The sequence below is a fragment of the Bradyrhizobium japonicum USDA 6 genome (assembly GCF_000284375.1).
Classification (GTDB): domain Bacteria; phylum Pseudomonadota; class Alphaproteobacteria; order Rhizobiales; family Xanthobacteraceae; genus Bradyrhizobium; species Bradyrhizobium japonicum.
The window spans coordinates 2,265,347-2,290,467 of sequence record NC_017249.1 but is presented as its reverse complement, the minus strand read 5'-3'; the positions used below and the strand labels follow the sequence as shown (position 1 = coordinate 2,290,467).

General features: G+C 65.6%; 26 protein-coding genes. 5 read left to right on the top strand and 21 right to left on the bottom strand.

The features are described from left to right. Positions 1–69 precede the first annotated feature (69 nt). Positions 70–1,665: an ABC-F family ATP-binding cassette domain-containing protein gene (locus BJ6T_RS10695; protein ID WP_014492364.1), complete on the bottom strand. Its 1,596-nt coding sequence runs from the start codon at positions 1,663–1,665 to the stop codon at positions 70–72. A gap of 50 nt (positions 1,666–1,715) precedes the next feature. Here BJ6T_RS10695 and BJ6T_RS49110 point away from each other — a divergent pair, with 50 nt between their 5' ends. Both BJ6T_RS49110 and BJ6T_RS10690 read left to right on the top strand, forming a co-directional pair. Beyond that, a complete protein-coding gene (locus BJ6T_RS49110; protein WP_259266218.1) occupies positions 1,716–1,844 on the top strand; it encodes a hypothetical protein in 129 nt (42 codons plus the stop codon). 51 nt (positions 1,845–1,895) lie between these two features. Continuing rightward, complete coding sequence (locus tag BJ6T_RS10690; protein WP_014492362.1) at positions 1,896–2,741, top strand: tetratricopeptide repeat protein; 846 nt, start codon at positions 1,896–1,898, stop codon at positions 2,739–2,741. Here the strand turns inward: BJ6T_RS10690 and BJ6T_RS10685 are convergent. The 10 genes from BJ6T_RS10685 to BJ6T_RS10640 form a co-directional block, all read right to left on the bottom strand. Then, positions 2,731–3,456, bottom strand: coding sequence for a hypothetical protein (locus BJ6T_RS10685; protein ID WP_043900174.1), 726 nt, complete (start codon positions 3,454–3,456; stop codon positions 2,731–2,733). The genes BJ6T_RS10690 and BJ6T_RS10685 overlap by 11 nt on opposite strands. 134 nt (positions 3,457–3,590) lie before the next feature. Beyond that, on the bottom strand, positions 3,591–3,938 hold the full coding sequence (locus tag BJ6T_RS10680; protein WP_014492360.1) for a RidA family protein: 348 nt from the start codon (positions 3,936–3,938) through the stop codon (positions 3,591–3,593). Positions 3,939–3,950: 12 nt separating this feature from the next. Next, the gene (locus BJ6T_RS10675) at positions 3,951–5,072 is read right to left on the bottom strand and encodes an NAD(P)/FAD-dependent oxidoreductase (protein WP_014492359.1); all 1,122 of its coding nucleotides are present in this window, start codon (positions 5,070–5,072) and stop codon (positions 3,951–3,953) included. Then, entirely contained in the window at positions 5,069–6,487 is a 1,419-nt protein-coding gene (locus BJ6T_RS10670) for an FAD/NAD(P)-dependent oxidoreductase (RefSeq protein WP_014492358.1), read from the bottom strand. The genes BJ6T_RS10675 and BJ6T_RS10670 overlap by 4 nt, the downstream gene beginning before the upstream one ends. After that, the gene (locus tag BJ6T_RS10665) at positions 6,484–6,780 is read right to left on the bottom strand and encodes a (2Fe-2S)-binding protein (protein WP_014492357.1); all 297 of its coding nucleotides are present in this window, start codon (positions 6,778–6,780) and stop codon (positions 6,484–6,486) included. The genes BJ6T_RS10670 and BJ6T_RS10665 overlap by 4 nt, the downstream gene beginning before the upstream one ends. Before the next feature lie 29 nt (positions 6,781–6,809). Continuing rightward, positions 6,810–8,006, bottom strand: a complete 1,197-nt coding sequence (locus BJ6T_RS10660) for an NAD(P)/FAD-dependent oxidoreductase (RefSeq protein ID WP_014492356.1) — start codon at positions 8,004–8,006, stop codon at positions 6,810–6,812. Between the two features lie 8 nt (positions 8,007–8,014). After that, on the bottom strand, positions 8,015–8,821 hold the full coding sequence (locus BJ6T_RS10655) for an ABC transporter permease (RefSeq protein ID WP_014492355.1): 807 nt from the start codon (positions 8,819–8,821) through the stop codon (positions 8,015–8,017). Further along, complete coding sequence (locus BJ6T_RS10650) at positions 8,818–9,693, bottom strand: ABC transporter permease (protein ID WP_014492354.1); 876 nt, start codon at positions 9,691–9,693, stop codon at positions 8,818–8,820. Before BJ6T_RS10650 ends, BJ6T_RS10655 begins: the two co-directional genes overlap by 4 nt. Beyond that, entirely contained in the window at positions 9,690–10,730 is a 1,041-nt protein-coding gene (locus BJ6T_RS10645; RefSeq protein ID WP_014492353.1) for an ABC transporter ATP-binding protein, read from the bottom strand. Before BJ6T_RS10645 ends, BJ6T_RS10650 begins: the two co-directional genes overlap by 4 nt. Positions 10,731–10,755: 25 nt before the next feature. After that, the gene (locus BJ6T_RS10640) at positions 10,756–11,790 is read right to left on the bottom strand and encodes an ABC transporter substrate-binding protein (protein WP_014492352.1); all 1,035 of its coding nucleotides are present in this window, start codon (positions 11,788–11,790) and stop codon (positions 10,756–10,758) included. Positions 11,791–12,065: 275 nt separating this feature from the next. Here BJ6T_RS10640 and BJ6T_RS10635 point away from each other — a divergent pair, with 275 nt between their 5' ends. Next, positions 12,066–12,983: a LysR substrate-binding domain-containing protein gene (locus BJ6T_RS10635; protein ID WP_014492351.1), complete on the top strand. Its 918-nt coding sequence runs from the start codon at positions 12,066–12,068 to the stop codon at positions 12,981–12,983. A gap of 246 nt (positions 12,984–13,229) precedes the next feature. Here the strand turns inward: BJ6T_RS10635 and BJ6T_RS10630 are convergent, their stop codons facing one another. Genes BJ6T_RS10630 through BJ6T_RS10590 form a run of 9 tightly spaced genes read right to left on the bottom strand, consistent with a single transcriptional unit; the run spans position 13,230 to position 22,022 of the window. After that, positions 13,230–14,603 carry an amidohydrolase family protein gene (locus BJ6T_RS10630; RefSeq protein WP_014492350.1) on the bottom strand — a complete coding sequence of 458 codons (1,374 nt, stop codon included), beginning with the start codon at positions 14,601–14,603 and terminating at the stop codon, positions 13,230–13,232. After that, positions 14,600–16,183 (bottom strand): ABC transporter substrate-binding protein, encoded by a 1,584-nt coding sequence (locus tag BJ6T_RS10625; protein WP_014492349.1) that lies wholly within the window; start codon positions 16,181–16,183, stop codon positions 14,600–14,602. The genes BJ6T_RS10630 and BJ6T_RS10625 overlap by 4 nt, the downstream gene beginning before the upstream one ends. A 22-nt stretch (positions 16,184–16,205) precedes the next feature. Beyond that, positions 16,206–16,862 carry an aspartate/glutamate racemase family protein gene (locus BJ6T_RS10620; protein WP_014492348.1) on the bottom strand — a complete coding sequence of 219 codons (657 nt, stop codon included), beginning with the start codon at positions 16,860–16,862 and terminating at the stop codon, positions 16,206–16,208. An 8-nt stretch (positions 16,863–16,870) separates the two neighbouring features. Next, entirely contained in the window at positions 16,871–17,755 is an 885-nt protein-coding gene (locus BJ6T_RS10615) for a polysaccharide deacetylase family protein (RefSeq protein ID WP_014492347.1), read from the bottom strand. Continuing rightward, on the bottom strand, positions 17,742–18,557 hold the full coding sequence (locus BJ6T_RS10610; protein WP_014492346.1) for an ABC transporter substrate-binding protein: 816 nt from the start codon (positions 18,555–18,557) through the stop codon (positions 17,742–17,744). Before BJ6T_RS10610 ends, BJ6T_RS10615 begins: the two co-directional genes overlap by 14 nt. Positions 18,558–18,572: 15 nt before the next feature. After that, entirely contained in the window at positions 18,573–19,337 is a 765-nt protein-coding gene (locus BJ6T_RS10605; RefSeq protein WP_014492345.1) for an amino acid ABC transporter ATP-binding protein, read from the bottom strand. After that, positions 19,334–20,191 carry an amino acid ABC transporter permease gene (locus BJ6T_RS10600; protein WP_014492344.1) on the bottom strand — a complete coding sequence of 286 codons (858 nt, stop codon included), beginning with the start codon at positions 20,189–20,191 and terminating at the stop codon, positions 19,334–19,336. Before BJ6T_RS10600 ends, BJ6T_RS10605 begins: the two co-directional genes overlap by 4 nt. Beyond that, positions 20,188–21,012 (bottom strand): ABC transporter substrate-binding protein, encoded by an 825-nt coding sequence (locus BJ6T_RS10595; protein WP_014492343.1) that lies wholly within the window; start codon positions 21,010–21,012, stop codon positions 20,188–20,190. Before BJ6T_RS10595 ends, BJ6T_RS10600 begins: the two co-directional genes overlap by 4 nt. A 53-nt stretch (positions 21,013–21,065) precedes the next feature. Then, positions 21,066–22,022 carry an N-carbamoyl-D-amino-acid hydrolase gene (locus BJ6T_RS10590; protein WP_014492342.1) on the bottom strand — a complete coding sequence of 319 codons (957 nt, stop codon included), beginning with the start codon at positions 22,020–22,022 and terminating at the stop codon, positions 21,066–21,068. A gap of 151 nt (positions 22,023–22,173) precedes the next feature. Here BJ6T_RS10590 and BJ6T_RS10585 point away from each other — a divergent pair, with 151 nt between their 5' ends. Then, positions 22,174–23,100 carry a LysR family transcriptional regulator gene (locus BJ6T_RS10585; RefSeq protein WP_014492341.1) on the top strand — a complete coding sequence of 309 codons (927 nt, stop codon included), beginning with the start codon at positions 22,174–22,176 and terminating at the stop codon, positions 23,098–23,100. A gap of 29 nt (positions 23,101–23,129) precedes the next feature. Beyond that, the gene (locus tag BJ6T_RS10580; RefSeq protein WP_014492340.1) at positions 23,130–23,843 is read left to right on the top strand and encodes a type 1 glutamine amidotransferase; all 714 of its coding nucleotides are present in this window, start codon (positions 23,130–23,132) and stop codon (positions 23,841–23,843) included. 316 nt (positions 23,844–24,159) lie between these two features. On the opposite strand, the gene BJ6T_RS10575 is transcribed toward BJ6T_RS10580, so the two are convergent. Continuing rightward, complete coding sequence (locus BJ6T_RS10575; protein WP_014491453.1) at positions 24,160–25,119, bottom strand: IS5 family transposase; 960 nt, start codon at positions 25,117–25,119, stop codon at positions 24,160–24,162. Between the last annotated feature and the right edge of the window lie 2 nt (positions 25,120–25,121).

Sequence of the window (25,121 nt, the reverse complement as noted above, 5' to 3'; positions counted from 1 at the left end):
TGATAATCTATCTTTCCACCCGACGCGCTGGGGGCAGGGCGTCGGGTTTTTGTCGTCGACCAACGAGCCTTAGAGAGCCGAGCTGGCGACCAGCTCGACCCTGCGCGTGATATCGATCGCCTGCAGGAACGCCTGGTCGTGACTGACCACGAGCAGTGCGCCGTCATAGGCCCTCAAGCCAGCCTCGACGGCTTCGATGGACTCGATGTCGAGATGATTGGTCGGCTCGTCCAGGATGAGCAGGGACGGCGGCGTCGACCCGCCTAGAACGCAGGCAAGGCCCGCACGAAACAGCTGCCCGCCGCTCAGGCTCCCGACGATCTGCAGGGCCGCATCGGCGCGAAACATGAAGCGCGCGAGCGCGGCATGGCATTCATTCGCCCCCGCCTTCGGATTGAGACGCCGGAAGTTTTCCAGGATGGAGATCTCAGGGTCGAGCAGGCTGACCTTCTGGTCGAACAGCGCGAAGTCCGGCCTGACCCGCACGGTGCCCGCGAACGGGCGCAACTCGCCGGCAATCAGCTTCAGCAGCGTCGTCTTGCCGGAGCCGTTAGGCCCGACCAGCGCGACGCGCTCCGGACCGACAAGCGTGAGCGAGAGATCGCGCAGAACCGGCTGCTCCGGCTGATAGCCGGCTCTGACCTCGTCAAGCCAAAGCACCTCCCTGCCCGCCGGCAGTTTCGTCGCTGGCAGTTTCACCGACAGCGGTTGAAGGATCTCGATCCGCTGGCGCGCGGTGTCGACGGCTTCGAGAGCCTCCCCGCGCCGCCGCTCGGCGATCTGTGCGGTCTTGCCGCCGGTGTCTTCGCTACGGTCCTTGCGCGCGCCGGCCAGGATTCGCGGCATGTCACCCTTGGCACGCTTCTTCCTGCCGCCGCTGTCTTTGCGCGCTTTCTTCTCAGCGGCCTCCTGCGCCTTGCCGTCGATCTCGGACAGGCGCCTCTCGGCATGCGCGAGGTCGTGCCTCACAGCCGCAAGCTCCACTGCCTTCTGCGCGCGGTAGCTGGTCCAGTTGCCGCCGTATCGCGTGGCGCCGAGCGATGTCAGCTCGACGATCGCATCCATCGTGTCGAGCAGGCCCCGGTCATGGCTGACGACAATCGCGCCGCCGCGCCAGGCGGCAAGGAGATCAGTCACCGCCTTGCGCCCATCCCGGTCGAGATTATTGGTAGGCTCGTCCAGCAGCAGAAAGTCCGGCTCGGCGAAGACCAGTGCGGCGAGACGAACGCGTGTGATCTGGCCGCCGGAAAGGCACGATAGCTCCGTATCGGAAGACGCATCGAAGCCGAGGCGCGCCAGCGCAGCCTCCAACCGCGTTTCGAGCGTCCAGTCGATCGCGGCGATATCGTCGGCCGAAGCATCGCCACGTTCGGCACTGCGCAGCAGCTCGAGGGCGTGCCGCACACCGAACAGATCGGCCACGGTCGCGCCCGCAGGCGACTGCACATCCTGGCGCAGCAGACCGATGGTGCCGTTGACCAGAACGCGTCCGGACTGGGGACCACGCTCCCCGGCAATCGACGCAAGCAGCGTCGTTTTCCCGACGCCGTTGCGGCCGACGAGGGCGGCTCGCTCAGTGCCGAATGTCAGGTTGAGGTCGGAAAGGAGAGGACGGCCGTCAGGCGTGGACAGCGAGAGGTTCGACAGAATGATCGATGCAGGCATGGAATTCCCCGTGAGCAAGGCGGATGGGCGTTGCGGTCGGGGTGGAATCCATGGATGCGAAACTCCTGATTGATGTCTCGCTGATAATCCCGCCGGGCGCCGAGATCAAGGCGCATTCTGTGCGACGCGTCCGGGCCAATCAGCAAAGCATCACGAAGCTGTTGATGGACGCTGCATGAGGCATGCGGTAAGGGGCAAAAAACAACGTGTCTCAACCAAGAGGCCATCTCTTGAGCGGCAAGCCGAATAGCCCCCTCGCCCAACTGCTTCAGCAAGCCTTTCTTGCGCTACGTGCAAAGCAGTTCGACATTGCAAGGCAGCTTGCGACCGAAGCCCTGAAATCAAATCGCACCGACCGGAATGCCGTGCTGATCCTCGCCCACGCCCTGCTCGGCCAGGAGCGTGCGGAGGAGGCGATTGCGCCGCTGGAGAAAGCCGCGAAGCGCAATGGCGATCCAGAGATCGAGACGTTGCTCGGCCATGTGCTGTGTGCCGCACGGCGCAGAAGCGATGGACTGGCGCAACTGCGGCGAACCGCGGCGCGCCGTCCGCCCTATCTGCCCGCGTTCCAGGAGCTGGCGGGCCAGCTTGCGAACGCCGGCGAGGTTGGCAAGGCGGTCGGGATGATCGAGCAAGCCCTGACGCTCGCCCCGGCCAGCGTCGATCTGCAACTCGACCTTGGCCGCATGCATGTCCGGAATAACAATCGCGCCAAAGCGCGTACCGTGCTGACCGCGGCGCGCGCGATCGCGCCGGGACGCACCGATATTCTGACCGAACTTGCCTGGGCCGAGCTTCTCGACGGCGCCTATGCCGAGGCCGCCGACACCTATCGCCACGCGCTCGGGCTTCGTCCGGACGACACTCTCTCCCGCGCCAATCTCGCGATCTGCCTGATGGAGATGGGCGAACGCGATGGCGGCGAGGCGGCGCTGCGGTCCGTGTATGGCGGACGGCCGCAGATGCTCAGCCGCGCCGCCCTCACGCTCGCCGCCTCGTCGCACGGCCGCTTCTTCTTCCGCCCGAGCGAGGCGGCGAAATTCCTGGGAGCCAGGCCCGAGCGGGCTACGCCCTGAATTTCCGCCGGTACAGACCCGGCTCGCGCTTCAGCGCGGCGCGCAGGGCGTGGACCTTCTGCGCTTCATCCTCGGTGAAGGCCGAGGTTTGCCTGCTCCAATCCTCACGCTTGACCGGAATGCATTGCGCGATCGGCGTGCCCTTGGGCAGCACGCCGCGAAAGCTGGTGTTGTGCCAGTGGGCCGGAAAGTGAATCCAGCTGTCGCGATAGCGATCGCAATCGACGAGACCGCTCAGCGTCGTGAAGGGCAGATCGAAGCGATTGACCGGATGCGTGAAGAACAACGCGTAGCCCTCCGGTGCTTCGATGGTCCAGAGATTGTGAAACTTGATGACGAAGCGATCGGCCTCGAACAGCGGCGAGCCCGTCAGCTGCCCCTGATCGTGAAAGCTGATCGGGGAGCGCGGAAAATCGATCTCGCCGCCCGGCGGGATGTCGTTGTCCCAGCTAACCTCGCCGTCTTCGACCCGCAGATCGCAGATCAGCGGAATCAGAAAACCGCATGTCATCGCATCGATGAAGGGCGGACAGCGCTTGATCGTCTCGTCGTCCTGCTGATTGAGGGCACTGAAGGCCGTCGCCGGCATCGACTTGAGCCAGTCGGGAACGCCAAGATTTGCCGGGGTTGGCTGCGGCAGCAGTCCCTCCAGCTCTCCGGGGCAGCGAAATTTGATCGTCAGCTTGTTATTGTTGGTCTGCGAGGACATGGGCATTTCCGCCAGATGCCCTACTGATAAACGGAACCGGTCGCGCGTCAAAGTGTCGCAGCCGATTCCGATCATTATATCTTCGTCATGTTTCGATCACGGATCCGTGAGGAGGGCCGAGAGAAGAGGCAAGAGCGCCATCAGCCCTTGAGCGCGGTGACCACCACCTCGATCAGCGCGCCGCCGCCGAGATCGGCGACGCCGACGGTGGCGCGCGTCGGCAGGTTGTCGCCGAAGAACTCGGTCCAGGCCGCGTCCATCTCCTTCTTCTTGGACAGATCCGTGACGAAGATCGAGGTGCTGACGACGCGCGACTTGTCGGTGCCGGCTTCCTTCAGATAGCCGGCGATCTTGCCGAGGATGTTGCGGGTCTGATCGCCCATCGAGACCGAGGTGTCGTCGGCGATGGTGCCGCCGATGAAGACGAAGCCGTTGGCCTCGACGGCGCGGTGCATGATGGGCGTGCGGATGCTGCGGGTGATGCTCATGATGTCCTCTTCTTAGAGCGTGGAAGGATGGAAACGGTCGATGCCGAGATCGCTGACACGGGTCTGGGAGCCTCCGTTGACGATCAGCTCGGCCATCACGGCGCCGGCGCCGGGGCCGAGCTGGAAGCCATGCAGCGAGAAGCCGAACTGGTGATAGAGCCCCTTGTGCCGGCTGCTCGGACCGAACACAGGAATATCGTCCTTCATCTTCGCCTCGATGCCGGCCCAGGCGCGGACGATCGTCGCGCTGCGCATCACCGGGAACAGCTCGAACACGGTGCGCGCGCTGATCGCGAGGCTCTTCCAGTCCAGCACGGTCTCGTTGCGATCCTGATAGGGCGTCGCCAGATGGCCGCCGCCGATCAGCACGGTGCCGTTGGAGAATTGCTTGAAGGACAGTTTGCGCCCGCGCAGGATCACGACGGGGTCGATGAAGTGCGGCACGCGCGAGGTGATCATCAGCATCGGCGCCACGGTCTCGACCGGAACGGGCTCGCCGAGCGCAGCGGCGATGTTCCCGGCCCAGGCGCCGGCGGCATTGACGAGCACCGGCGCGGCATAAGTCTCGGCGCCGACATCGACGTGCCAGAGGCCGCCGCTCTGACGGATGTTGCTGGCAGCCACGCCCTCGCGCACGGTCGCGCCGAGCTGCTCGGCCTTGCGCCGGAACGCCGTCGTCGTCTGCGCCGGATTGGCGGCGCCATCGCGCCGCGAGACGACCCCGCCGGGGCAAGTTTCAGCCACCGCCGGCACCAGCCGCCGCAATTCAGTCGCGTCGATCAGCTCCTCATGGGTGAAGCCGAGCGCGTTCAGCTCAGCGACACGCGCGCGGCAGACCGCGAGCTCCTCCTCGTTCTCCGCGACGAGAACCTGACCGTAACTCTCAAAGCTGCAATCGTCGTCGAGGAGATCGGTGATCTTCTCCCAGATCCCCATCGAGCGGATCGAGAGCGGGATTTCGGGCACGTGCCGCGCGAGCTGGCGGACGCCGCCGGCGTTGACGCCGGAAGCATGGCGGCCGGCGTAGTCTTTCTCGATCAGCACCGGCTTCATGCCGGCGAGGCACAGATGCAGCGCGGTCGAGCATCCGTGGATGCCGCCGCCGACGACGATCGCATCCACGTTTATCGTCATCCGCGCACCACGGCCTTAATGTCGGCCTCGCTCTTCGGGACGGCGGCGAGCTCGGCGAGCGTGATCGGCTTGACCGGCGCGCGCAGCCGGTAATAGCCGATCTCCTGTGCCGTCTTGCCCCGCGCCTGCGCCATCAGCTCGGTCACGGTGAGGCCGCAGAGCCGGCCCTGGCACGGGCCCATGCCGGTGCGGCGATAGGCCTTGAGCTGGTTCGGGCCGGTCGCGCCGATGGCAACGGCATCGAGAATGTCCTTCGCGGTGACTTCCTCGCAGCGGCACACGATGGTGTCGCCCGTGGGAATGCGGAACTGCCGCGCGGGGCGGAACAGCGTGTCGAGGAAGACGCGGCCGCGCTCGGCCTTGGCGAGATCGGCGCGGAGCGTCGCCATCGGCGCAAGTTTTGTCGCAACCGCAGGCGCCAATGCCTCCACCGCCGCGCGCGCCGCGATGCGGCCACGGACCACGGCCGCATTGGCACCACCGATGCCGGCCCCGTCACCAGCGATCGCGATGCCCGCGACCGATGAATTGCCGCTCGCGTCGAGCACGGGCGACCAGCACAGTTGCAGATCGTCCCAGCGATGCTCGATTCCCGCCGACATCGCCAGATTGACGTTGGGCACGACGCCCTGATGCAGCAGCAACAGGTCCGCCGGAATCGTCTCACGCTTGCCGCCGGCGACATAGCTCACGCTCGCGAGTTGGCCCTCGCCAGCCGCAGCTAGCTCGGTCACACCCGAGACAACCTGCACCTTCGCCTTGACCTCGCGCATCATCGACAGGCCCTTGGTGAAATAGGGCGAGGTCAGGAAGGCGACGGCGTGCGGCAACGCGGCGAAGTAATTGCCGCGCTCGGTGGTGTCGAGGATGCGGTCGATGCGGCCGCCCAGCCGCAATATCTGCGCGGCGAGCAGCCAGAGCAGAGGCCCCTGCCCCGCGATCACCGTGCGTCCGTCAGGCACCAGCGCCGATGATTTCAGCATCGTCTGCGCGGCGCCTGCGGTCATCACGCCCGGCAAGGTCCAGCCGGGAATCGGGAACGGCCGCTCCAGCGCGCCAGTCGCTAGGATCACGCGCTTCGCCTTGACGAAGGCGGACGCGCCACCGATGGAGACAGCGATTTCGAGGTTGCGGTCGAGGCTCCAGACCGTTGCACGATGAATGACTTCAGCATTGCTCGCGCGTAGCGCCTGGACGAGATCCGCACCGACCCAATAATCGGCGCCGAGCTGGTTGCGCTCGGTGACCGGCGTGGACGAGATGGCGCGAAACACCTGGCCGCCGGGGCCGATGTTCTCGTCGAGCAGCAGCGTCGACAGGCCGGCTTCGGCGGACGTCGCAGCGGCCGCGAGGCCGGCGGGCCCGGCACCGATCACCACGACGTCATAGGCTTCGCGCTTGGGAGCCACAGTCATTTTCCGATCTCCCGCTTGCCCATCTGAATCTCGATCTGCATGCCCTCGGCGACGGGCACGAGGCAGCCCTGGCGGTTACCGACGCCGTCGATGGTGACGAGGCAGTCGAAGCACACGCCCATCATGCAATAAGGCAGACGCGGCGCGCCGCTCACGGCGGTGGAACGGCGCGCGTCGCGGCCGGAGGCCAGCAGCGCGGCGGAGACGGTGTCGCCCTGGCGCGCCGCGATGGCCGTGCCATCCACGAAGATCTGGACCTGCGGTCGCTTGTCCTGCTCGGATCGTCTAAACATGGGATGCCTCTTGGCTCCTTTAGATATCTCTAATAGCCGCTGTTGTTCGCAGCACCGGCAGCGCCGAAGCGGCTGGCCGAGAACGCGCCGACCAGCTCCGGCTCGAGCGCGCCAGCTGCGACCATGCGCGCAATCTCGAAAGCGTGGTTGGAGGCGAGCGTCACGCCGGAATGGCAGCAGGCGACGAAGGCACCGGGATGCGTCTCCGACTGGTCGTAGATCGGAAAGCCGTCCTGCGGCATCACGCGGATGCCGGCCCAGCTCCTGACCACGTTGAGCCGCGACAGATGCGGAAACATCCTTTGCGCGCGATCGGCCATCACGGCACTGACCGAATGCTTCAGGGCGCGATCGTCGAGCTCGTCCTCCTTGCTGTCGCCGATCATCACCGTGCCCTCGTCGGTCTGGCGGATCGTGGTCAGCGGATGCGGCAGGAACGGCATGGTGCGCTCGGTCACCACGATCTGGCCGCGGGTCGGGCCCATCGGCGCGTGGAGGCCGACCATCGGCGCCAGCGTCTGGTTGGCATTGCCGGCCGCGAGCACGATCTTGGCGGCGCGCAATTCGCCCCTCGGCGTGGTCAGGCGGAATTCGCCACCGCTCTTGCTGATCGCCGAGACCGGGCGCTCCGGAAAATAGTCGATGCCGAATGCCCTGAAGCCGGTGTGGAAGGCGCGGAAGGTCCGCAGCGAATTGACGTGGCCGTCGAGCGGACAATAGCTGCCGCCGGAGACTTCCGGCCCGATCAGCGGCAACGCCTTCTTCACCTCGGATGCGGAGAGCATCTCCATCTTGTAATCGGCAGCGCCGGTCTGGTTGTGCATGCGCTTGACCAGCTCGGTGCGCTGGCCGAACTCGTCATCGCCGAGCGTGAGATGAAAGCCGCCATTCTGCTGGAGCGAGACGTCCAGTCCGGTCTGCTGCTTCAGCTCCGAGGCGAGCCGGCCCCAGGCTTCCGACGCCCGCACGGTCCAGACGGTATAGGCGGGCATGCCCAGACCTTTGCTCTGAACCCAGACCAGCGCAAAATTCGCACGCGAGGCGCGCTTGGTGATGTCGCCTTCGTCGAGCACGGCCACGTTCTTGCCGAGCCGGCCGAGGCCCCAGGCAATGGCGGAGCCGAGCAATCCGCCGCCTACGACGGCGACGTCATACTCTGACTTTTGTCTTGACGCGTTTTCTTCACGCGAACCGGCGTCCACCTCGCTCGAAAACGCTTTAGACATGAGTTCTCCTATCGTCCCGTATCGCCCTTGCCGGCGAGCACGCGGTCGAGCCCGTAGAAGCGGTCGAGCACAATGAGGGCAGTCATGGTGATGGCGATCACGCAGGCCGAGACCGACGTCACCAGCGGATCGATGTTGTCCTGGATGTAGAGGAACATGCGCACCGGCAACGTCTCGGTGCCGGGTGCCGCGAGAAAGACGGTCATGGTGAGATCGTCGAACGACTGGATGAAGGCGAGCGCCCAGCCGCTGATGACACCGGGAAGGATCAGCGGCAGGGTGACGCGGCGAAACAGCGTCCAGCCGCCGGCGCCGAGCGAGACCGCCGCCATCTCGACCGTGCGGTCCATGCCGGTCGCGGCCGCCAGCGTCAGCCGCAGCGCGAACGGAAACACGATGATGACATGCGCGATGATCAGCGCGGCGAAGCTGCCACCGAGCCCGGCCGACGTGAAGAAGCGCAGGAAGGCGATGCCGAGCACGACATGCGGGATCATCAGCGGCGACAGGAACAGCGCCGCCAGCGCATCACGCCCGCGGAAGCGATAGCGCGCGATCGCCAGCGCCGCCGGCACCGCGAACAGCAGCGCGACGAAGGACGACAGCGCGCCCAACCCGAGGCTGACCCAGAAGGCGTGGATGAATTCGGGATAATTGCCGATCGCCCTGAACCAGCGCAGCGAAAAGCCGTTGGTCGGCAGCGACAGAAAACCCTCGGGCGTGAAGGCGACGAGGCAGACCACCAGGATCGGCGCCACCATGACGATGACGAATATGGTGTGAAAGATCAGCGCGAGCGGGCCGTTCTGCCTCATCGGAACACCTCGGCATAGCGGCGTTCGATCAGCGCGTTGCTGCCGACGACGATCAGCACCAGCGCGACCAGCAGCAGCGTCGCGACAGCCGCGCCGAGTGGCCAGTTCAGCGTATTCAGGAATTCGTCATAGGCGAGGGTTGCTGCGACCTTGAGCCGGCGGCCGCCGATGATCGCGGGTGTCGCAAAGGCACTGGCCGAGAGCGAGAACACGATGATTGCCCCCGACAGCACGCCCGGCATGATCTGCGGCATGATGATGCGGCGGATGATGGTCATGGGGCCTGCGCCGAGCGACATCGCGGCGTTCTCGATCTGCGGATCGAGCCGCTGCAGCGCCGCCCACACCGACAGCACCATGAACGGCATCATCACATGCGCGAGCGCAACGACCATGCCGGTCTCGGTGAACATGAAGGGGATGGGGGAACGCATCACGCCGAGCGACATCAGCAGCTTGTTGACGAGGCCGTTATTGCCGCCGAACAGCAGCGCCCAGCCAAGCGTGCGCGCCACCACGGAGATCAGCAGCGGCCCGAGAATGACCAGCAGGAAAAAGCTCTTCCAGCGGCCGTCCATGCGGTTGAGGATGTAGGCCTCGGGTGCGCCGAGCAGAGCGGTGAGCAGCGTCGTCAGGATCGCGATGCGAAACGTCCGCCAGAACATCTCGGCGTAATAAGGATCGGTCGCGATCTCATGCCAGTTCTTCAGGATGAAGACCGGATCGATGCCCTTGTACTGACCCCAATCGTGGAACGACAGCATCACGGTCATCGCCAGCGGAATCAGCAGCACGCCGACGAACAGCATCAGGGCGGGCGCCGTCAGCGCCCAGGGCGTGCGCGAGCTCCGTTCTTCCGCGACCGCGCTCATGCGCCGGCCCTCGCGCGCACGCTCATATCCTCCGGCCGCCAGGTCAGGTGAACAGCGTCGCCTTCACCCGGCTGCGGCTTGCCGTCATTCTGGCGGATCACGATCGCCGGGCCGGATTGGCTCTCGCACTGGAACAGCCAGTGATTGCCCTGGAAAATGCGCGTGACGATCTTGGCGCTGAGGCCGGCCTCGCCGAAGCCGATCCGCTCGGGGCGGATGCTGACAGTGACGGAGCCGTTGAGGCCCGCCGGCGCCGGCGCGCTCCAGGAACCCGCCATCACCCTCGCCGGCGTGGTGGCCCGATCGATCGTCGCCGCAAAATCGTTGGTCTTGCCCAGAAACTGCGAGACGAAGGCCGAAGCCGGCTTCTCATACGTCTCCTGCGGTGTGCCGATCTGCTCGATCTTGCCCTGGCTCATCACCACGATGCGGTCGGACAGCGACATCGCCTCGTTCTGGTCGTGGGTGACCAGGATGGTGGTGGTGCCGATGGTGCGCTGGATCTGGCGCAGCTCGATCTGCATCTCCTCGCGCAGCTTGGCGTCGAGGTTGGACAGCGGCTCGTCGAGCAGGAGCACGCTCGGCTTGATCACCAGCGCGCGCGCCAGCGCCACGCGCTGCTGCTGGCCGCCGGACATCCGGCGCGGATGGCGGTCCTCGTAACCGGCGAGGCCCACCATCGCGAGCGCGGCACGGACGCGTTCGGCCCGCTCGTTGCGCGGCACGCCGCGCATTTCGAGGCCGAATGCGACGTTCTCGGCCGCAGTCATGTGCGGAAACAGCGCGTAGCTCTGGAACACGATGCCGAGCCCACGCTTGGCAGGATGAATCGCGGTCAGGTCCTTCCCCTCGAGGCGGATCGCGCCGCGCGTGGGATCGAGGAAGCCCGCAATCATCTGCAACGTCGTGGTCTTGCCGCAGCCGGAGGGCCCGAGGAAGGAGATGAACTCCCCCTTCCCCACCGACAGACTGAAGTCATCGACCACAGTCTGCGCCCCGAACTGCTTGGCGACTCGATCGAGCTCGAGATAGGCCATCACGTTGTCTCCGCGAACGATCCGATCAGCGCTCGACCTCGCGGTTCCAGCGCTTGGTCCACTCCTCGCGCTTCTCGTTGATGACGGTCCAGTCCGGATTGTAGAGCTTCGCGGCGCGCTCGCCGATCGGCGCCATCTTGCCGAACTCCGGCGGGATCACCAGCGATTTCAGCACCGGGCCATAGCCATATTCCTTCAGCATCACGAGCTGGATCTTGGGCTCGAGCAGCTTCTTGATGAAGCTCGCGGCCAGCGGCGAGGCGCTCGGCTTTGCGATCGGGCATGCCGTGGTCAACAGCGTCGCCGCACCTTCCTTCGGATAGACGAAATCCACGGGGAAGCCGGTATTGGCGAAGCTCTGCACGCGGCCGGTGCCCCAGACCGCGATGACGGCCTGGCCGGACTGGAACAGCTCGGTCATCTTGCCGGGCGACGGCTCATAGGCGAGCACGTTCGGATTGATCTGCTCCTTGAATATCTTGAAGCCGGAATCGACGTTGGTCTCGCCACCTCCGTTCGTCTTCGACAGCATCACCAGCGCTTCGAGGCCATAGGTGTTGTTGATCGGCGGGATCACGAGCTGCTTGGCGTATTTGGTGTCCTTCAGATCGTTCCACGAGGTCGGCGGCGCCCAGCCCTTCTCGGCAAACGCCTTGGTGTTGTACATCAACCCTGTCGCGACGATGCCGATCGCCACGGCGCGATCGTCCTTGAAGCGTGCGGTGTCGTAGAGATCGGCCGGCAGTCCGTCGAGCTTGCCGCAGAAGCCGAGCTGGATCGCCTGGTACATCGGGCCGTCATCGACGATGGCGACGTCGATCTGCTGGTTGCCCTTCTGCGCTTGAAGCTTGGCGAGCGTGTCGGTTGAGTTGCCAGCGACGTACTCGACCTTGACACCGTTCTCCTTCTCGAAGGTCGGGATCACCTCGTCGCGGATCGTCTTCTCGAACGAGGCGCCGTAGCCGGCGACGTAGAGCGTTTTCTGCTGGGCCGAGGCGACCGAGGGGACGGCCATGAGCGCCGCGATGCTGACCGCTGTGAGAAGGCGAAGTGTCTTCATTTGGACCGATCTCCAATACCGGAATGAGGTGACGTGCCGACGAGTCTCGCTGGCTGAAGCGCCTTCCGCATCTCCTTCCGCGCAAATCCCTCTCCGATCAGGGCTCCGGCCCCCGTTCGGCGGGTTTTGGCGCGATCTGGAGGTTCCACCCCCTCCAATCTGCCGAAAAAGCGGGCTGTCTCCAGTCCTGATGAAAAAGATCGCAAACCGGAGCTTCCATCGTCCAATGAATAATGGCAAGCTTTGCATGCCTAAATGTTATGAATGGACACGGCATGGTCCGGATCAATTCGCGGCAGGTCGAGGCCTTCCGCGCGACGATGCTGACGGGCAGCGTGACCGAGGCGGCGGCGCTGATGAAGGTGACGCAACCGGCGGTGAGCCGGTTGCTGCGCGACCTCCAGGCGCTGCTCAAGATGGAGCTGTTCGAACGGCGCGGCACCGGCCTCGTGCCGACCGCGGCGGCGATGGCGCTCTATACGGAAGTGGAGCGCTCCTTCGTCGGCCTCGAACGCATCACCGCGGCGGCGGAAGAAATCCGCGGCCGCCGCACCGGCTCGCTCCGGATCGCGGCGCTGCCGGCGCTGTCGAACGGCTACCTGCCGCGGCTCACCGGTCACTTCCTGAAGGAGCGGCCGAACCTCAACCTCGCCTTCTTCGGTGTGATCTCGCCGATCGTGGTCGATTGGGTGCTGAACAATCAATGCGACGTCGGCTTTGCCGAGGTGCCGATCGCGCATTCCGGCCTGCCGAGCCAGAGGCTGCCCGCGCCGGCGCGCGTCGCGGTGCTGCCGACCGGGCATCGCCTCGCGGACAAGGCCGTGCTGGAGCCGCGCGATTTCGAAGGCGAGACCTTCATCTCGCTGTCGGCGGGCTCTTCGAGCCGGCATCTCGTCGACCAGGTCTTCCACCGCCACGATGTCCGCCGCGTGCTCAGGGTCGAAACCACGCTGTCGGAGATCATGTGCGGCATGGTGTCGTCAGGGCTTGGTGTCGCGATCTGCGATCCCTTCACCGCACAGGAATTTTCCACTCGCGGTGTTGTCGTGCGCCGCTTCCTGCCGCGCATCGACTTCGAATTCTCCGCGGTCTTTCCGGCGCAGCGCAGCGCCTCGCCGATGGCGCTGGATTTCGTCGAGACCGTGCGCAAGGCGCTCGCCGAATTCGACGACCTGCCCGAGGCCGCAAGTTAGGACAATCCGGCCACGGGCCCGCTGCAACCTCTCCGCGCGCGGGCAGGGCCATCGCACTTGGTGCAGACGATGCGGCGGCATCGGCAGCAGGCTCCCTCTCCCGCTTGCGGGGGAGGGTTGGGGTGGGGGTATCTCCGCATCGGGATTGTTGAGGATTGTAGAGGACGTCCCTCTGTGGAAAGAGCCCTCTCCCCTGCCCTCTCCCGCAAGCGGGAGAGGGAGCGCACCTTCTCTACAGGATGACCGTCAGCCGTTGAACGCGGCCTGGGCTTCCGGCAGGTCCCAGATCTTGCCGATGGCAGCTGTGCCCGCCGCCGTGATCGCAGCTTCGTCCGCACCGAGATAGCGCCCATCGTCCACCAGCACGCGGCCATCGACCATGACCTGGTCGATATTGGCGCGGTTGGCGAGCGCGATCAGCGCGCGGCGCGGATCGAACAGCGGCTGGAGATGCGGATGGGTGAGATCGACGACGGTGAGATCGGCGGTCGCACCCGGCTCGATCCGGCCAAGATCGGGCCGTTTGATGACGTCGGCGGCAATGGCCGTATTCGCCTCGATCAGTTCGGGCGAGTTGGCGACATCGGCGCGCTGCGACGTGACCTTGGAGATCAGCGAGGCCGCGTTGAGTTCGCCAAGCAGGTCCATGTTGTAACCGTCAGTGCCGACCACGGTGCGGACACCATGCTCGGCGAACCGGCTGAACGCGGCGGTGACGCCGGCGCGCGCGAACACGCGCGGGCAGTTCAGCACGGTCATACCGCGCGCGGCCATCAGCTTGAGGTCGTCGTCGCTGCTGAACATGCAGTGCGCCGCCATCAGATCCGGCGCGAGCAGGCCGAGCCAGTCCAGATATTCTGCCGGCGTGCGTCCGCCGTAGCGCTTGCCGATGGTCTCGACCTCGCCGCGACTCTGCGCCATGTGCGTCGTGATGGGAACGCCGAGCTCGCGCGCCCGCGTGGCGCAGGCTTTCAGCAGATCCGGACCGCAGGTGTCGGTGGCATGCGGACTCATCGCGAGGCTGATGCGGCCCTCGCCGCGATTGTTCCAGCGTTGGTAGAGCGCATCCCATGTCGCCATGTCGGCGGTGCCGTCGTCACCGGAATAGCGGACCACGCCGTCGGCGCCGGCCTTGGCATCCGAGGTCGAGAACAGATAGGGCGCACCGTAGAAGCGGATGCCCATTTCCTCCGCGGCGTCGAACATCTCCGGAATCGAATTGCGGAACGGCTCCATCACCGTGGTGGCGCCGCCCTTGAGCAGTTGGAGGATGCCGAGCCGCGCGACCGCGAGGCGCTCCTCCGCCGACAATATCTCGGCGCCGCGCTTGGTGAGCGGGAGCAGCACCGTATAGACGATGCTCTGGTTGTTCTTGCGGCCGTTGCCGTCTTCGCTGTGGCTGCGTGCCACGGCTTCAGAGAAGCAGTGATTGTGCAGATTGAGCAGGCCCGGCAGCACGAAACGGCCGGGGCGGTCGTAGACCTGATCCGCGCTGGGCTTGTCGCGTGTGATCGCGGCGATCTTCTTGCCTTCGACCAGAACCCAGTGGTCGCGCAGCACGTCCTGCGCGCCGTCCTTGCGTGACAGCACATAGCTGCCGAAGATTGCTGTGGTGCTCATGCGGGGCGTACGTTCCAGAAGACGGCGGTGCCGTCGAGAATGCCGGTGATGGCCTTGCGATAGGCGGTCGGCTGCTTGTACAGGCCGATCGGAATATAGGGGATTTCCTCGAACGCGACCGCCTGGATCTCGCGGCAGATGCGCTGCTGCTCCGCGAGCTCGGACGCCGCCAGCCACTGGCTGCGCAAGGGCCCCATCTTCTCGCTGGAGTACCAGCCGGCGACCTTGCCTTCGCCGCGGATGTTGGTGTTGCCGGCGGGGTTGAGCCAGTCGATGCCCTGCCAGTTACCGACCGCCGCGCTCCAGCCGCCCTGCCCGATCGGATCCTTCTTGAGCTGGCGCTGCAACACGACTGCGAAATCGAGCCCGGCATATTCGACGTTCATGCCAGCCTTGCGCAGTGAATCGACGGCGATCTCGCCGAGCGGCTTCTGCGCCAGCGAGTTGGTGGGGACGAGCACCACGATCTTCTCGCCATTGTAGCCGGCGGCCTTCAGATCCGCCTTGACCTTGTCGTAGTTGCGCGGGCCGCGGAACACGTCGAGACCCACCTCGCTTGCCATCGGCGTACCCGGTGCGAAATAGCCGATCGGTGAAACCTGGAAGGCCGGGTCGGTGCCGGCCACGGCCGTCATGAATGCAGCCTGGTCGATCGCGCCCAGCAGCGCACGGCGGACGGCGGGATTGTCGAACGGCGGCTGCAGATGATTGAGGCGCAGCATGCAGGCATAGCCGCGGGGATCGAGAACCCGCGTCTCGATGTCGCCGGCCGCCTTGATGATCGGCAACAGGTCGTGCGGCGTGGTCTCCTGCCAGTCCTGCTCGCCGGTCTGGAGCGCGGCGACGCCGGTGCCGGCGTCGGGCGTGGTGGTCCAGACCACGCGATCATAGTGCACGATCTTCGGACCCGCGGTCCAGTCCGGCTTGCCGTCGGTACGCGGCTGATAGCGATCGAACCTGGCATAGGCGTTGCGGGCGCCCTGCACGCGCTCATCGGCGAGATAGCGGAACGGACCGCTGCCGATCACTTCGGTCAGCGGCTTGAACGGATCCTGGCTCGCCAGCCGCTCCGGCATCATGAAGCAGGGATTGATCGCGGCCTTGCCGAGCGCCTGCGGCAGCAGCGGGAACGGACGCTTGAGACGGAAGCGGATGGTGCGGTCGTCCGCCGCCGACAGTTCCGCGGTCGCGTCCATCAGCTCGCCGCCAAAACCGTCGCGCGCGGCCCAGCGGCGGATGCTGGCAACGCAGTCGCGCGCGAGCACGCGTTCGCCATCGTGCCAGAACAGCCCATCGCGCAAGCTGAGATCCCATTGCAGCAGGTCGCCGGTAATGGCGTGGCCCGACAGCATCTGCGGCGAGACCTGCAGCGAGGAGCTCATGCCGTAGAGCGTGTCGTAGACCATGAAGCCATGATTTCGCGACACCTGCGCCGTCGAATAGATGGGATCGACGAAGGCGAGATCGATGACGGGAATGAAGCGCAAGGTGCTCTGCGCTTCGGCACGGACGATGCCCGGCAGCGACAACGCCGGCACTGTTGCGGCAACCTTGAGGAGCGAGCGGCGGGAGATCGGCATGACAAAAGGCTCCTGACGGATCTTACGTATTCAACAAGACCGCGCCGATCGCAGCGGCCACCGCCTGCTGCGCCGGCTCGATCACGGGCACGCCGATCGCTTCCGCGATCGCCGCGCGGTGCGACGCCATGCCGGCGCAGCCCATCACCACGACATCGGCGCGACACTGCGTGACCAGTGCGCGGCCGGCATCGATCAATCGGCCGCGGATATCGGCGCCTGCCGTTTCCGCGGCACTCGCGCCGACCGACCAGCTTCCGGCGTAACGGCTATCGACGCCCATCACCCGTGCCATGCGCTGCTGGCGGCGGATGCTCGATGGCGACAGCGCGATGACGCCGAAGCGTTCGCCCAGCATCAGCGCGCGAAAGATGCCGCATTCGGCGATGCCCAGCACCGGACGGCGGCCTGCCGCCTCGCGCACCGCATGCAAGCCGGGATCGCTGAAGCAGGCGAGCACGAAGGCATCCGCATCATCGCGCGTGACGCGATTGACCAGCGGCATGACCACGCTGTCGGCATCGCGCTGCGAGCTGATGCCCGGCGGTCCCTCGGCGAGGCCGACCACCTCGATGTCAGGCCCGCCGGCGATGCGCAGCGGCGCGACCGCGTCGTCGATCGCCGCCGTCACCGACGCCGAGGAGTTGGGGTTGATGACGAGGATGCGACGACGGGTCATGGCACTGCTCAGCGGTTACCGGCTTCGTGGCGCAGGAAGTTGTCCGCGATCTTCTCGCCGGTCGTGATCCAGACGTCAGGGCACGACTTTGCGTAGGTTAGGAACTCGCGCAGCAGGCGCAGCCGCATCGGACGGCCGCTGCATTGGGGATGCAGCACGGTCGTCACCATCGCGCCCCAATCCCTGGTTTCGTCGAGCTCGTCCTTCCAGATCGAGAGCACATGCTCCTTGGGGAAGATCGAGCGCGGACTGAAGCGGGCGGAGAGGCCGTGCATCCAGTCGTCATAGCTCGCGGTGACCGGCAGCTCGATCGTGCCGGGCTTGCCGCCGGCGAGACGATGGCGGTAAGGCCGCACGTCGTCGCGGAACGAGGACGTGTAGACGATGCCGTGACGTACGAGTGCTGCGCGCAGCTCCTCGGTGAACTCGCCATAGGGCGCGCGATAGCCGGTCGGCCTGACGCCGAGCCGGCGCTTCAGCGCCTCGAAGCCGCGCTCCAGCTCTTCCTCGATCCAGGGATCGCCGGGATCTGGCAACAGATGGTGATAACCGTGATGGCCGATCTCGTGGCCGGCCTTGAGAATGGATTCCGCCATTGCCGGATGCGCGTCGACCGACCATCCCGTGACGAAGAAGGTTGCCTTGAGATCGAGCTGGTCGAGCAGCTCTAAGAGTTTCGGCGTGCCGACGCGCGCCTCATAGCCGCCATAGCTCATGGTGATGAGCCGCTGCGCGTGCACCGCGTCCTTGCTGGTCCAGGCGCTCTCTGCGTCCACGTCGAACGACAGGAACATCGCCGAAGTGTAGGGTTTCGGCCAGGGATATTCCGGCGCGGGATCGGCGGTGTTGGCCGGAACGAGCGGGATGCTCTTGAGTGCCTTACTGTCCAGCATTGATGGTCGCCTTCTCTAATCCGTTGTCGTTCAGTTTCCACTTGGCAAGCAGGGTCTTGTAGGTGCCGTCGGCGATCAGTGCATCGACCGCTTCGAGAATGGCCTGCTGCAATGCCTTTTCCTTGACCGGCAGGGCAATGCCGGTGAATTGCTGCGCGATGGGCTCGCCGACAGGCGCATAGGCGCCGGGCTCGAGGTCCATGATGTAGGGCAGCGTCTCGTTGCCCTGGGCGGCGGCATCGATGCGGCCCTGCCTGAGCTGGGTGCGCGCGTCGGCCGAGCCGTCGGTGCCGACGAACTGGATCGGATTGCCGGCGCAATTCTTCTCGCTCCACGCCGCGATCTGCGCCGGGAACATGGTGCGGCGGCTCGCGCCGACCTTCTTGCCGCAGAGCGATGCCGCGTCCTTGAACTCGGCCTTGCGCGACTGCTGCACGAAGAACTGCGGGCCGCTCCTGAGATAATCGACGAAGGACGCGATGTCGTGACGGCTCGCGTAGTCCGTGAAGCCGGACAGGATGGCGTCCACTCGCCCGGTCGAGATCGACGGCATGAACTCGGCAAAGCTCGTCTCCTGCCATTCGATCTTGACGCCGAGCTTGCGGCCGATGGCTTCGCCGAGATCGACGTCGAAGCCGGACAGCGCGTTGGTGGCGGGATCGCGGAATTCCATCGGCGGATAGTTCGGCACCAGCGCCACCTTGAGGCTGCCGCGCTTGGCGATCTCCGCCGGCAGTTCGATCGCCAATGCCGAAACGGTCATAGCGCCGAACAGCGCCGCCGCAACCCAAAGTCTCTTCATCAACACGCCCCCATTTCAGATCACTGCCGAAAGAAATGCCTTGGTGCGCTCCTCGCGCGGCGCACCCAATACGTCCGAGGCGCGCCCCTGCTCGACGATCGCGCCCTGATCCATGTAGACGACGCGGTCGGCGACCTCGCGCGCGAAGCCGAGCTCGTGCGTCACCACCATCATGGTCATGCCGCTCGTCGCCAGCTCCTTCATGACCGCGAGCACCTCGCCGACGAGTTCCGGATCGAGCGCGCTGGTCGGCTCGTCGAACAACATCAGCATCGGCTTCATGGCGAGCGCGCGCGCAATCGCCACGCGCTGCTGCTGGCCGCCGGAGAGCTGCGCGGGATACCAATCCGCCTTGGCGGACAATCCGACGCGCCGGAGCAGTTCGAGCGCCTCCGCGCGCACCTCGTCGGATTTGCGCCCCTGCACCTGAAGTGGACCTTCGGTGATATTCTCCAGCGCGGTCTTGTGCGGAAACAGGTTGAAGCGCTGGAACACCATGCCGGTCTTCAGCCGCTGCCGCCCGATCTCCCGCTCGCTGAGACGATAGAGCTTGCCGCTTTGCTCGCGCACGCCCAGCAGCTCGCCGTCGAGCCAGATGCCGCCGGCATCGATCGCGGCGAGCTGATTGATGCAGCGGAGCAGCGTGGTCTTGCCGGAGCCGGAGGCGCCGATCAGGCACATCACCTCGCCGGGCCAGACGTCGAGCGAGACGCTTCTGAGAGCCTGGAACTCTCCAAAGCTCTTGCTGACGGAGCGGATCGCAACGAGGGGCTTTGTCATCGCGCGAGCCGCAATGTGCCGCGGGCAAAACGGCGTTCGAGCAGCATCTGGAGCGGCGTCAGGATCGAGACCACGAGCAGGTACCAGAGCCCGGCAACGATTAGCAGCTCGATCACGCGCGAATTGGCGTAGTAGATGTTTTCGGCGTTGTGCAGCAGTTCCGGATACTGGATGACGCTCGCGAGCGAGGTCGCCTTCACCATGCCGATGAACTCGTTGCCGAGCGGCGGGATCACCACCCGCATCGCCTGCGGCAGGATGATCCGGCGCAGCGCGCGCAGCCGCCCCATGCCGATCGCCTGCGCCGCCTCGTATTGCCCGATGTCGACCGACAGCATGCCGGCGCGCATCACCTCGGACGTATAGGCGCCCTGGTTGATGCCGAGCCCGAGAAGCGCGGCGAGGAACGGCGTCATGACGTCGACCGCGCGCGCAGACCACAGGCCGGGAATGCCGATGGTCGGAAACACCAGCGCGAGGTTGAACCACAACAGCAGCTGCAGGATCAGCGGCGTACCGCGGAACAGCCAAGTATAGCCGGCCGCGACCGTCTTCAGCACCGGATTCGGCGACAGCCGCATGACCGCGACGACGACGCCGAGGACAATGCCGAGCGCCATGGCCAGCACTGCCATCACCATCGTGTTGACGATGCCCTCGAGGATGACTTTTGCGGTCAGGAAGCGGCTGACATAGGACCATTCGATCTGACCGCCAGCGAAGGCGCGCACGATCGCCGCCAGCACGAGGACGATCAGGGCCGCGCTGAGCCAGCGAAACCAATGCGGCTCGCGCGCGATCCGCATCCCCGACAAATCAGGGAAACCCTCCGCGAGTGCCGGCACCGGCTTCATTGCGGTGCCGCGTTCAGCATGGGCTGGGCCACCGCGTTGGCCCCTAGGCCCCATTTGTCGAGGACGGCCTTGTAGGCGCCGTCGGCGATCATCGCCGTGAGCTTCTCCGTCACGACCTCGCGCAAGGCCGCATCGTCCTTGCGGAACATGATGCCCTGATAGCCTTTGGCGAAGGGCTCGCCGACGACGCGGTATTTGCCGGGCTCCTGCGTCTGCGCGTAAGGCAGCGTCTCGCTGCCCTGCACTGCGGCGTCGATGCGGCCCTGCTTGAGCTGGTTGCGGACGTCGATCGAGTTCTCGCCGGGGACGTACTGAATCGCCGGCTTGCTGGCCGGCTCGCAGTTCTGCTTGCTCCACTTCTCGATCTCGACCGGAAAGCTGGTGCTGCGGGTGGTGCCGACCTTCTTGCCGCAGAGATCCGTCGCGTCCTTGGCCGCATTGTCCGCCATCACGAAGAACTGCGGGCCGGTCGCGAGGTAGTCGACGAAATCGGCGGTCTCGCGCCGCGAGGCGCGGTCGGAGATGCCAGAGATGATGAAGTCCGCGCGCCTGGTCTGGAGCGACGGGATCAGCTCGGCGAACGGGGTCTCGCTCCAGACGATTTTTACGCCAAGCCGCTTGGCAAGTTCGTTGGCCAGATCGACGTCGAGCCCGACGAGCTCGTTGGTGGCGGGATCGCGATATTCCATCGGCGCGTAGGTGGAGTTGACCGTGAGTTTTAGCACGCCAGCCTGCTTGATCTCCGCCGGAAGCTCCGCCGCTTGCGCCGACGTTACGGTAGCCAGTATTGCGAGACCGAGAGAGAGCGAGAGGCGTATCATGTCAGCTCCTTTGCCAACGTTTTGCTTTGAGTCCTTTGCCAGCGCCGTGCCAGTCAGTCCGCGTCGAGAACGGCCGGCTCGATGACGCCGGCGCGTTCGGTGATCACCCTGTATTGCTCCGGCCGCCGGTGGGCGGCGAAGTTGAACATCTTGTCCTTGCCCTGGCGGCAGAGATCGAGATCGATATCGGCGACGATCACCTCGTCGGCCAAAGTCTGGGCTTGCGCGACGATGCGGCCGTTGGGATCGACGATGCAGGAGCCGCCGATCAGCCCGGAGCCGTCCTCCTCACCCGCCTTCGCCACCGAGATCGCCCAGGTCGCGTTCATGTAGGCGTTGGCCTGCGTCACCAGCGTCGAGTGGAAGGTGCGCAAGGACGCGTCTTCGGTGACGCCGCCATTGGGATCATAGGCGGCCGAATTGTAGCCGATGCAGACGAGCTCAACGCCTTGCAGGCCGAGCACGCGCCAGGATTCCGGCCAGCGGCGGTCGTTGCAGATCATCATGCCCATGATCGCATGCGCCCAGGCCGATCCGGCGCGGAAGGCTGGAAAGCCGAGGTCGCCATATTCGAAATAGCGCTTCTCGAGCTGCTGGTAGCGTGCGCCCTCGCGCGGCTCGACCGAGCCCGGCAGATGCACCTTGCGATAGCGGCCGAGGATCTCGCCGTCGCGATCGACCAGGATCGCGCAATTGTAGCGGCGGCCGTCCGGCGTCAGCTCGGCATAGCCGACATAGAAGCCGACGCGCAGCGCGCGCGCACGGTCGAACAGCTTTGCCACCGCTGGGTTCGGCATGCCGCGCTCGAAATAATGGTCGAGCGCGTCGCCTTCGAGCAGCCAGCGCGGGAAGAAGGTGGTGAAGGCAAGCTCGGGAAACACCACGAGGCTGGCGCCGCGGCCGGCGGCCTGCTCCAGCATGTCGAGCATCCGCGCCAGCGTATGCTCGCGCGTATCGGCTTTTTGCGTCGGCCCCATCTGAGCGGCGGCGGCGCGAAGGACACGAACCAAGATTGCCTCCAATATGTGCGCAGTGCTGCCTCAATGGGCGAATGAACCCTTTGATGCGACGTGCAAATCCGCCGCCATTACGCGCAAGCGGGGCTGCAAAATCAATTCGTTCTGCTATGATGTTTTGGCCCAGAGTATAATCGGCAGTGATATGAACCTGCGTCAGCTCGAGATCCTGCGTGCCGTCATCCGCCATCGCACCACGGTGGCGGCGGCGGACGAACTGGCGCTGTCGCAGCCCGCGGTCAGCAACGCGCTGAAGACGATGGAGACGCAGGCGGGCTTTGCGCTGTTCGAGCGCGTCAACAACCGGCTGTTTCCGACCGCGGAGGCGATGGCGCTCTACAAGGAGAGCGAAGCGATCTTCGCGCTGCACGCCAAGCTCGAGAACCGCGTCCGCGATCTGCGCGAGAACCGCTCCGGCCATCTCGCTCTCGTCGCGACGCCGCCGCTGGCCTACAGCATCATCCCGTCGGCGCTCTCGAGCTTCCTTCGCCGCCGCCCGGAGACGCGCGTGTTCTTCGACGTGCGGCGCTATGAAGGCATCATCGAAGGCGTGCTCAGCCGCGTCGCCGAGCTCGGCTTCGCGCTCGGGCTGACGCATCATCCCGGCATCGCGCATGAGGTGGTGCATACCGGTGAGATGGTCTGCGTGCTGCCGCCGCGGCATCCGCTTGCCGACAAGCCGGTGATCTCGGCCGCCGATCTGTCCGGCATGCCCTTCATCGGGCTCGAGCGCGGCACGCGGCTCGGTGAGGCCGTGCGCGACAGCTTTGCCCGCGCCGGCGCGCCGTTCCAGCCGACCGTCGAGGTGCGCTACTGCAACACGGCCTGCGTGCTCGCCGCCGCCGGCGTCGGCGCCGCCGTGGTCGATCCGTTCTCGCCGCGGCAGAACGGCGGCAGCGGCCTCGTGGTGCGGCCGTTCACGCCCACGACGCATGCGGTGGCCTATATGCTATGGTCGGAAGCCGAACCGCTGTCGCGCCTTGCCAAGGCGTTTCTCAACGAGGTCCGGAAAGAGAGCGCACTGCTGGAGCGCACAGCGCCACACCAGCAACATGGGGCAGAAAGCGACTGAGCTTCGCAATCTTTTGACCTTGGGGGCACATGGCACGCATCACCATCATCGAGACCGGACAAGTCCCACAGAAATACCGCGAGCAGCATGGCTCGTTTCCCGACATGTTCGAACGCATGGTCCGCGCCGAGGACCCGACGGCCACGGTGGACGTCGTCAGCATCCCCAATGGCGATGCGCTGCCCGATCCGAGCAAGCTCGAGGCCGTGCTGATCACCGGTGCTGCCGCCGGCGTCTATGACGGGCTCGACTGGATCGCGCCGCTGGAAGATTTCGTACGCACGGCTTACGCCAACAAGACGCCGATGGTCGGCGTCTGCTTCGGCCATCAACTGATCGCGCAGGCGCTCGGCGGCACCGTGCAGAAGTCGGAGAAGGGCTGGGGCATCGGCCGGCACGTCTATCAGGTGCTGCCCGAGAACGGCGTCGTCGAAGGCGAAGCGGTCGCGATCGCCGCCTCGCATCAGGACCAGGTGGTCGAGCCGCCCATCGATGCGCTGACGATCCTCTCGTCCGAATTCACCCCGCATGCCGGCCTGCTCTACGCCAACGGCACCACGCTGACCGTGCAGCCGCATCCGGAATTCGACGTGGGGTTCGCGCAAGTGTGCTGCGAGCTGCGCGACGGCAAGGCGCCGGAGGATGTCGTTGCGACCGCGAGGGAGTCGCTCGCGGAGCCAATGGACAGCGCGAAGCTGGGTGGGGCAATCACGCGGTTTCTGGCGCGGCGCGCGGCGCCGTAGTCCGCGGCGCTCACCGCACAGGCTCTGCCCTTCTCCCCTTGTCGGAGAAGGTGGCATAGGCGGCCTTCGGCCGCCGTTCTTAGGAACGCCGAAGCGAAGCTTCGGCTATGGCGCCGGATGAGGGGCCTCTGTCGGCGCACTCATGTGAGAGTGGACTCGCAGAGAGATACCCCTCACCCGTCTCGCCGCCGAGCCACCCTCTCCCGCAGGGGGCCTGTTGCGTTATCAGCTCTTGAGGCTGAAGACGTCAGGAACGAAGGCCTTGGTCCCGGCAATTGCCTGCCAAGATCTGTAGTTGTCGCCCTCGGAGGGTGGCTCACGCGGCGATTGTGGCCCACCGCCTCATGTTGAAGGCGATCGCGGCGAGCACGACTTGCCCGGTCGCCTTGATCAGACCGACGTAGCGGATGCAGGTCAGCCGCATGCGGCGTTTGAGAGTAGCGAAGGTGGTCTCGACCTGGGCTCGGCGGCGCGCGATGAGGAGGTTGTAGCGTTTGAGCCTGGGCGGCAGTTCCGGATGATGTCTGTTGGGCCGACGAGCGATGCGGGGTTTCTTGCCCTCCGCCTTCAGCCGGGCCCGTCGGGCATGGGTGTCGTAAGCCGCATCGGCCCACACCGCAGCTTCATCGCCCCGGATCAAAGCGTCCGCAGGTGTCGTATCGTTGACGTTAGCGGGTGTGGTCAGCACCGCGCGGATCAAGCCGGATCCTTCGTCCACACCCACATGGGCCTTGTAACCGAAGGTCGAGCCGCTTTTGCCCTGCCGTTTGGCAAACCGGGCATCAGGGTCGTTTGAGGGGCGATCCTCCTTGGGCGGAGCCGAGACTGCCTGGATCAAGGTCGCATCCAGCATCGTGCCGCGCTTGAGGATCACGCCAGCATTCTCAAGCTGACGATCCAATTCGCCAAACAGCTTCTCCAGCAGGCCCTGTTCAACGAGCTGGTTCCGGAAGCGGTTCAGGACCGTGTGGTCGGGCGTCGCATCCTCAAGGCTCAAACCGACGAAGCGCTTGAACGACAACCGGTCGCCCAGCGCTTCCTCGAGTTCGCGCTCCGAAAGACCATACAGCGACTGCAACAGCACAGCACGAAACAGCACCAACACCGGATAGCCTGGTCGACCGGGGCTCCCTTCATCCCGCAAATGGCCGATCAGCTTCTCGAACCGGTACCACTTGACCAGGCCAGCCAGCCGATCCAGCGCCGCATTGGCGCCGGCCCCCTTCGGCATCAGCGCTTCCACAAAGCTCGGCTGTCCCGTCCGCTTGACCGCCATCG

Coding starts and splice junctions, on each gene's coding strand:
- BJ6T_RS10620 (WP_014492348.1), bottom strand. CDS start 16,862: ATGACCCGTCGTCGCATCCTCGTCATCAACCCCAACTCCTCGGCGTCG.
- BJ6T_RS10680 (WP_014492360.1), bottom strand. CDS start 3,938: ATGAGCATCACCCGCAGCATCCGCACGCCCATCATGCACCGCGCCGTC.
- BJ6T_RS10595 (WP_014492343.1), bottom strand. CDS start 21,012: ATGATACGCCTCTCGCTCTCTCTCGGTCTCGCAATACTGGCTACCGTA.
- BJ6T_RS10650 (WP_014492354.1), bottom strand. CDS start 9,693: ATGAGCGCGGTCGCGGAAGAACGGAGCTCGCGCACGCCCTGGGCGCTG.
- BJ6T_RS10585 (WP_014492341.1), top strand. CDS start 22,174: ATGAACCTGCGTCAGCTCGAGATCCTGCGTGCCGTCATCCGCCATCGC.
- BJ6T_RS10610 (WP_014492346.1), bottom strand. CDS start 18,557: ATGAAGAGACTTTGGGTTGCGGCGGCGCTGTTCGGCGCTATGACCGTT.
- BJ6T_RS10615 (WP_014492347.1), bottom strand. CDS start 17,755: ATGCTGGACAGTAAGGCACTCAAGAGCATCCCGCTCGTTCCGGCCAAC.
- BJ6T_RS10675 (WP_014492359.1), bottom strand. CDS start 5,072: ATGACGATAAACGTGGATGCGATCGTCGTCGGCGGCGGCATCCACGGA.
- BJ6T_RS10645 (WP_014492353.1), bottom strand. CDS start 10,730: ATGGCCTATCTCGAGCTCGATCGAGTCGCCAAGCAGTTCGGGGCGCAG.
- BJ6T_RS10575 (WP_014491453.1), bottom strand. CDS start 25,119: ATGGCGGTCAAGCGGACGGGACAGCCGAGCTTTGTGGAAGCGCTGATG.
- BJ6T_RS10605 (WP_014492345.1), bottom strand. CDS start 19,337: ATGACAAAGCCCCTCGTTGCGATCCGCTCCGTCAGCAAGAGCTTTGGA.
- BJ6T_RS10685 (WP_043900174.1), bottom strand. CDS start 3,456: ATGCCCATGTCCTCGCAGACCAACAATAACAAGCTGACGATCAAATTT.
- BJ6T_RS10625 (WP_014492349.1), bottom strand. CDS start 16,183: ATGCCGATCTCCCGCCGCTCGCTCCTCAAGGTTGCCGCAACAGTGCCG.
- BJ6T_RS10635 (WP_014492351.1), top strand. CDS start 12,066: ATGGTCCGGATCAATTCGCGGCAGGTCGAGGCCTTCCGCGCGACGATG.
- BJ6T_RS49110 (WP_259266218.1), top strand. CDS start 1,716: ATGGATGCGAAACTCCTGATTGATGTCTCGCTGATAATCCCGCCGGGC.
- BJ6T_RS10695 (WP_014492364.1), bottom strand. CDS start 1,665: ATGCCTGCATCGATCATTCTGTCGAACCTCTCGCTGTCCACGCCTGAC.
- BJ6T_RS10630 (WP_014492350.1), bottom strand. CDS start 14,603: ATGAGCACCACAGCAATCTTCGGCAGCTATGTGCTGTCACGCAAGGAC.
- BJ6T_RS10665 (WP_014492357.1), bottom strand. CDS start 6,780: ATGTTTAGACGATCCGAGCAGGACAAGCGACCGCAGGTCCAGATCTTC.
- BJ6T_RS10640 (WP_014492352.1), bottom strand. CDS start 11,790: ATGAAGACACTTCGCCTTCTCACAGCGGTCAGCATCGCGGCGCTCATG.
- BJ6T_RS10660 (WP_014492356.1), bottom strand. CDS start 8,006: ATGTCTAAAGCGTTTTCGAGCGAGGTGGACGCCGGTTCGCGTGAAGAA.
- BJ6T_RS10600 (WP_014492344.1), bottom strand. CDS start 20,191: ATGAAGCCGGTGCCGGCACTCGCGGAGGGTTTCCCTGATTTGTCGGGG.
- BJ6T_RS10655 (WP_014492355.1), bottom strand. CDS start 8,821: ATGAGGCAGAACGGCCCGCTCGCGCTGATCTTTCACACCATATTCGTC.
- BJ6T_RS10580 (WP_014492340.1), top strand. CDS start 23,130: ATGGCACGCATCACCATCATCGAGACCGGACAAGTCCCACAGAAATAC.
- BJ6T_RS10670 (WP_014492358.1), bottom strand. CDS start 6,487: ATGACTGTGGCTCCCAAGCGCGAAGCCTATGACGTCGTGGTGATCGGT.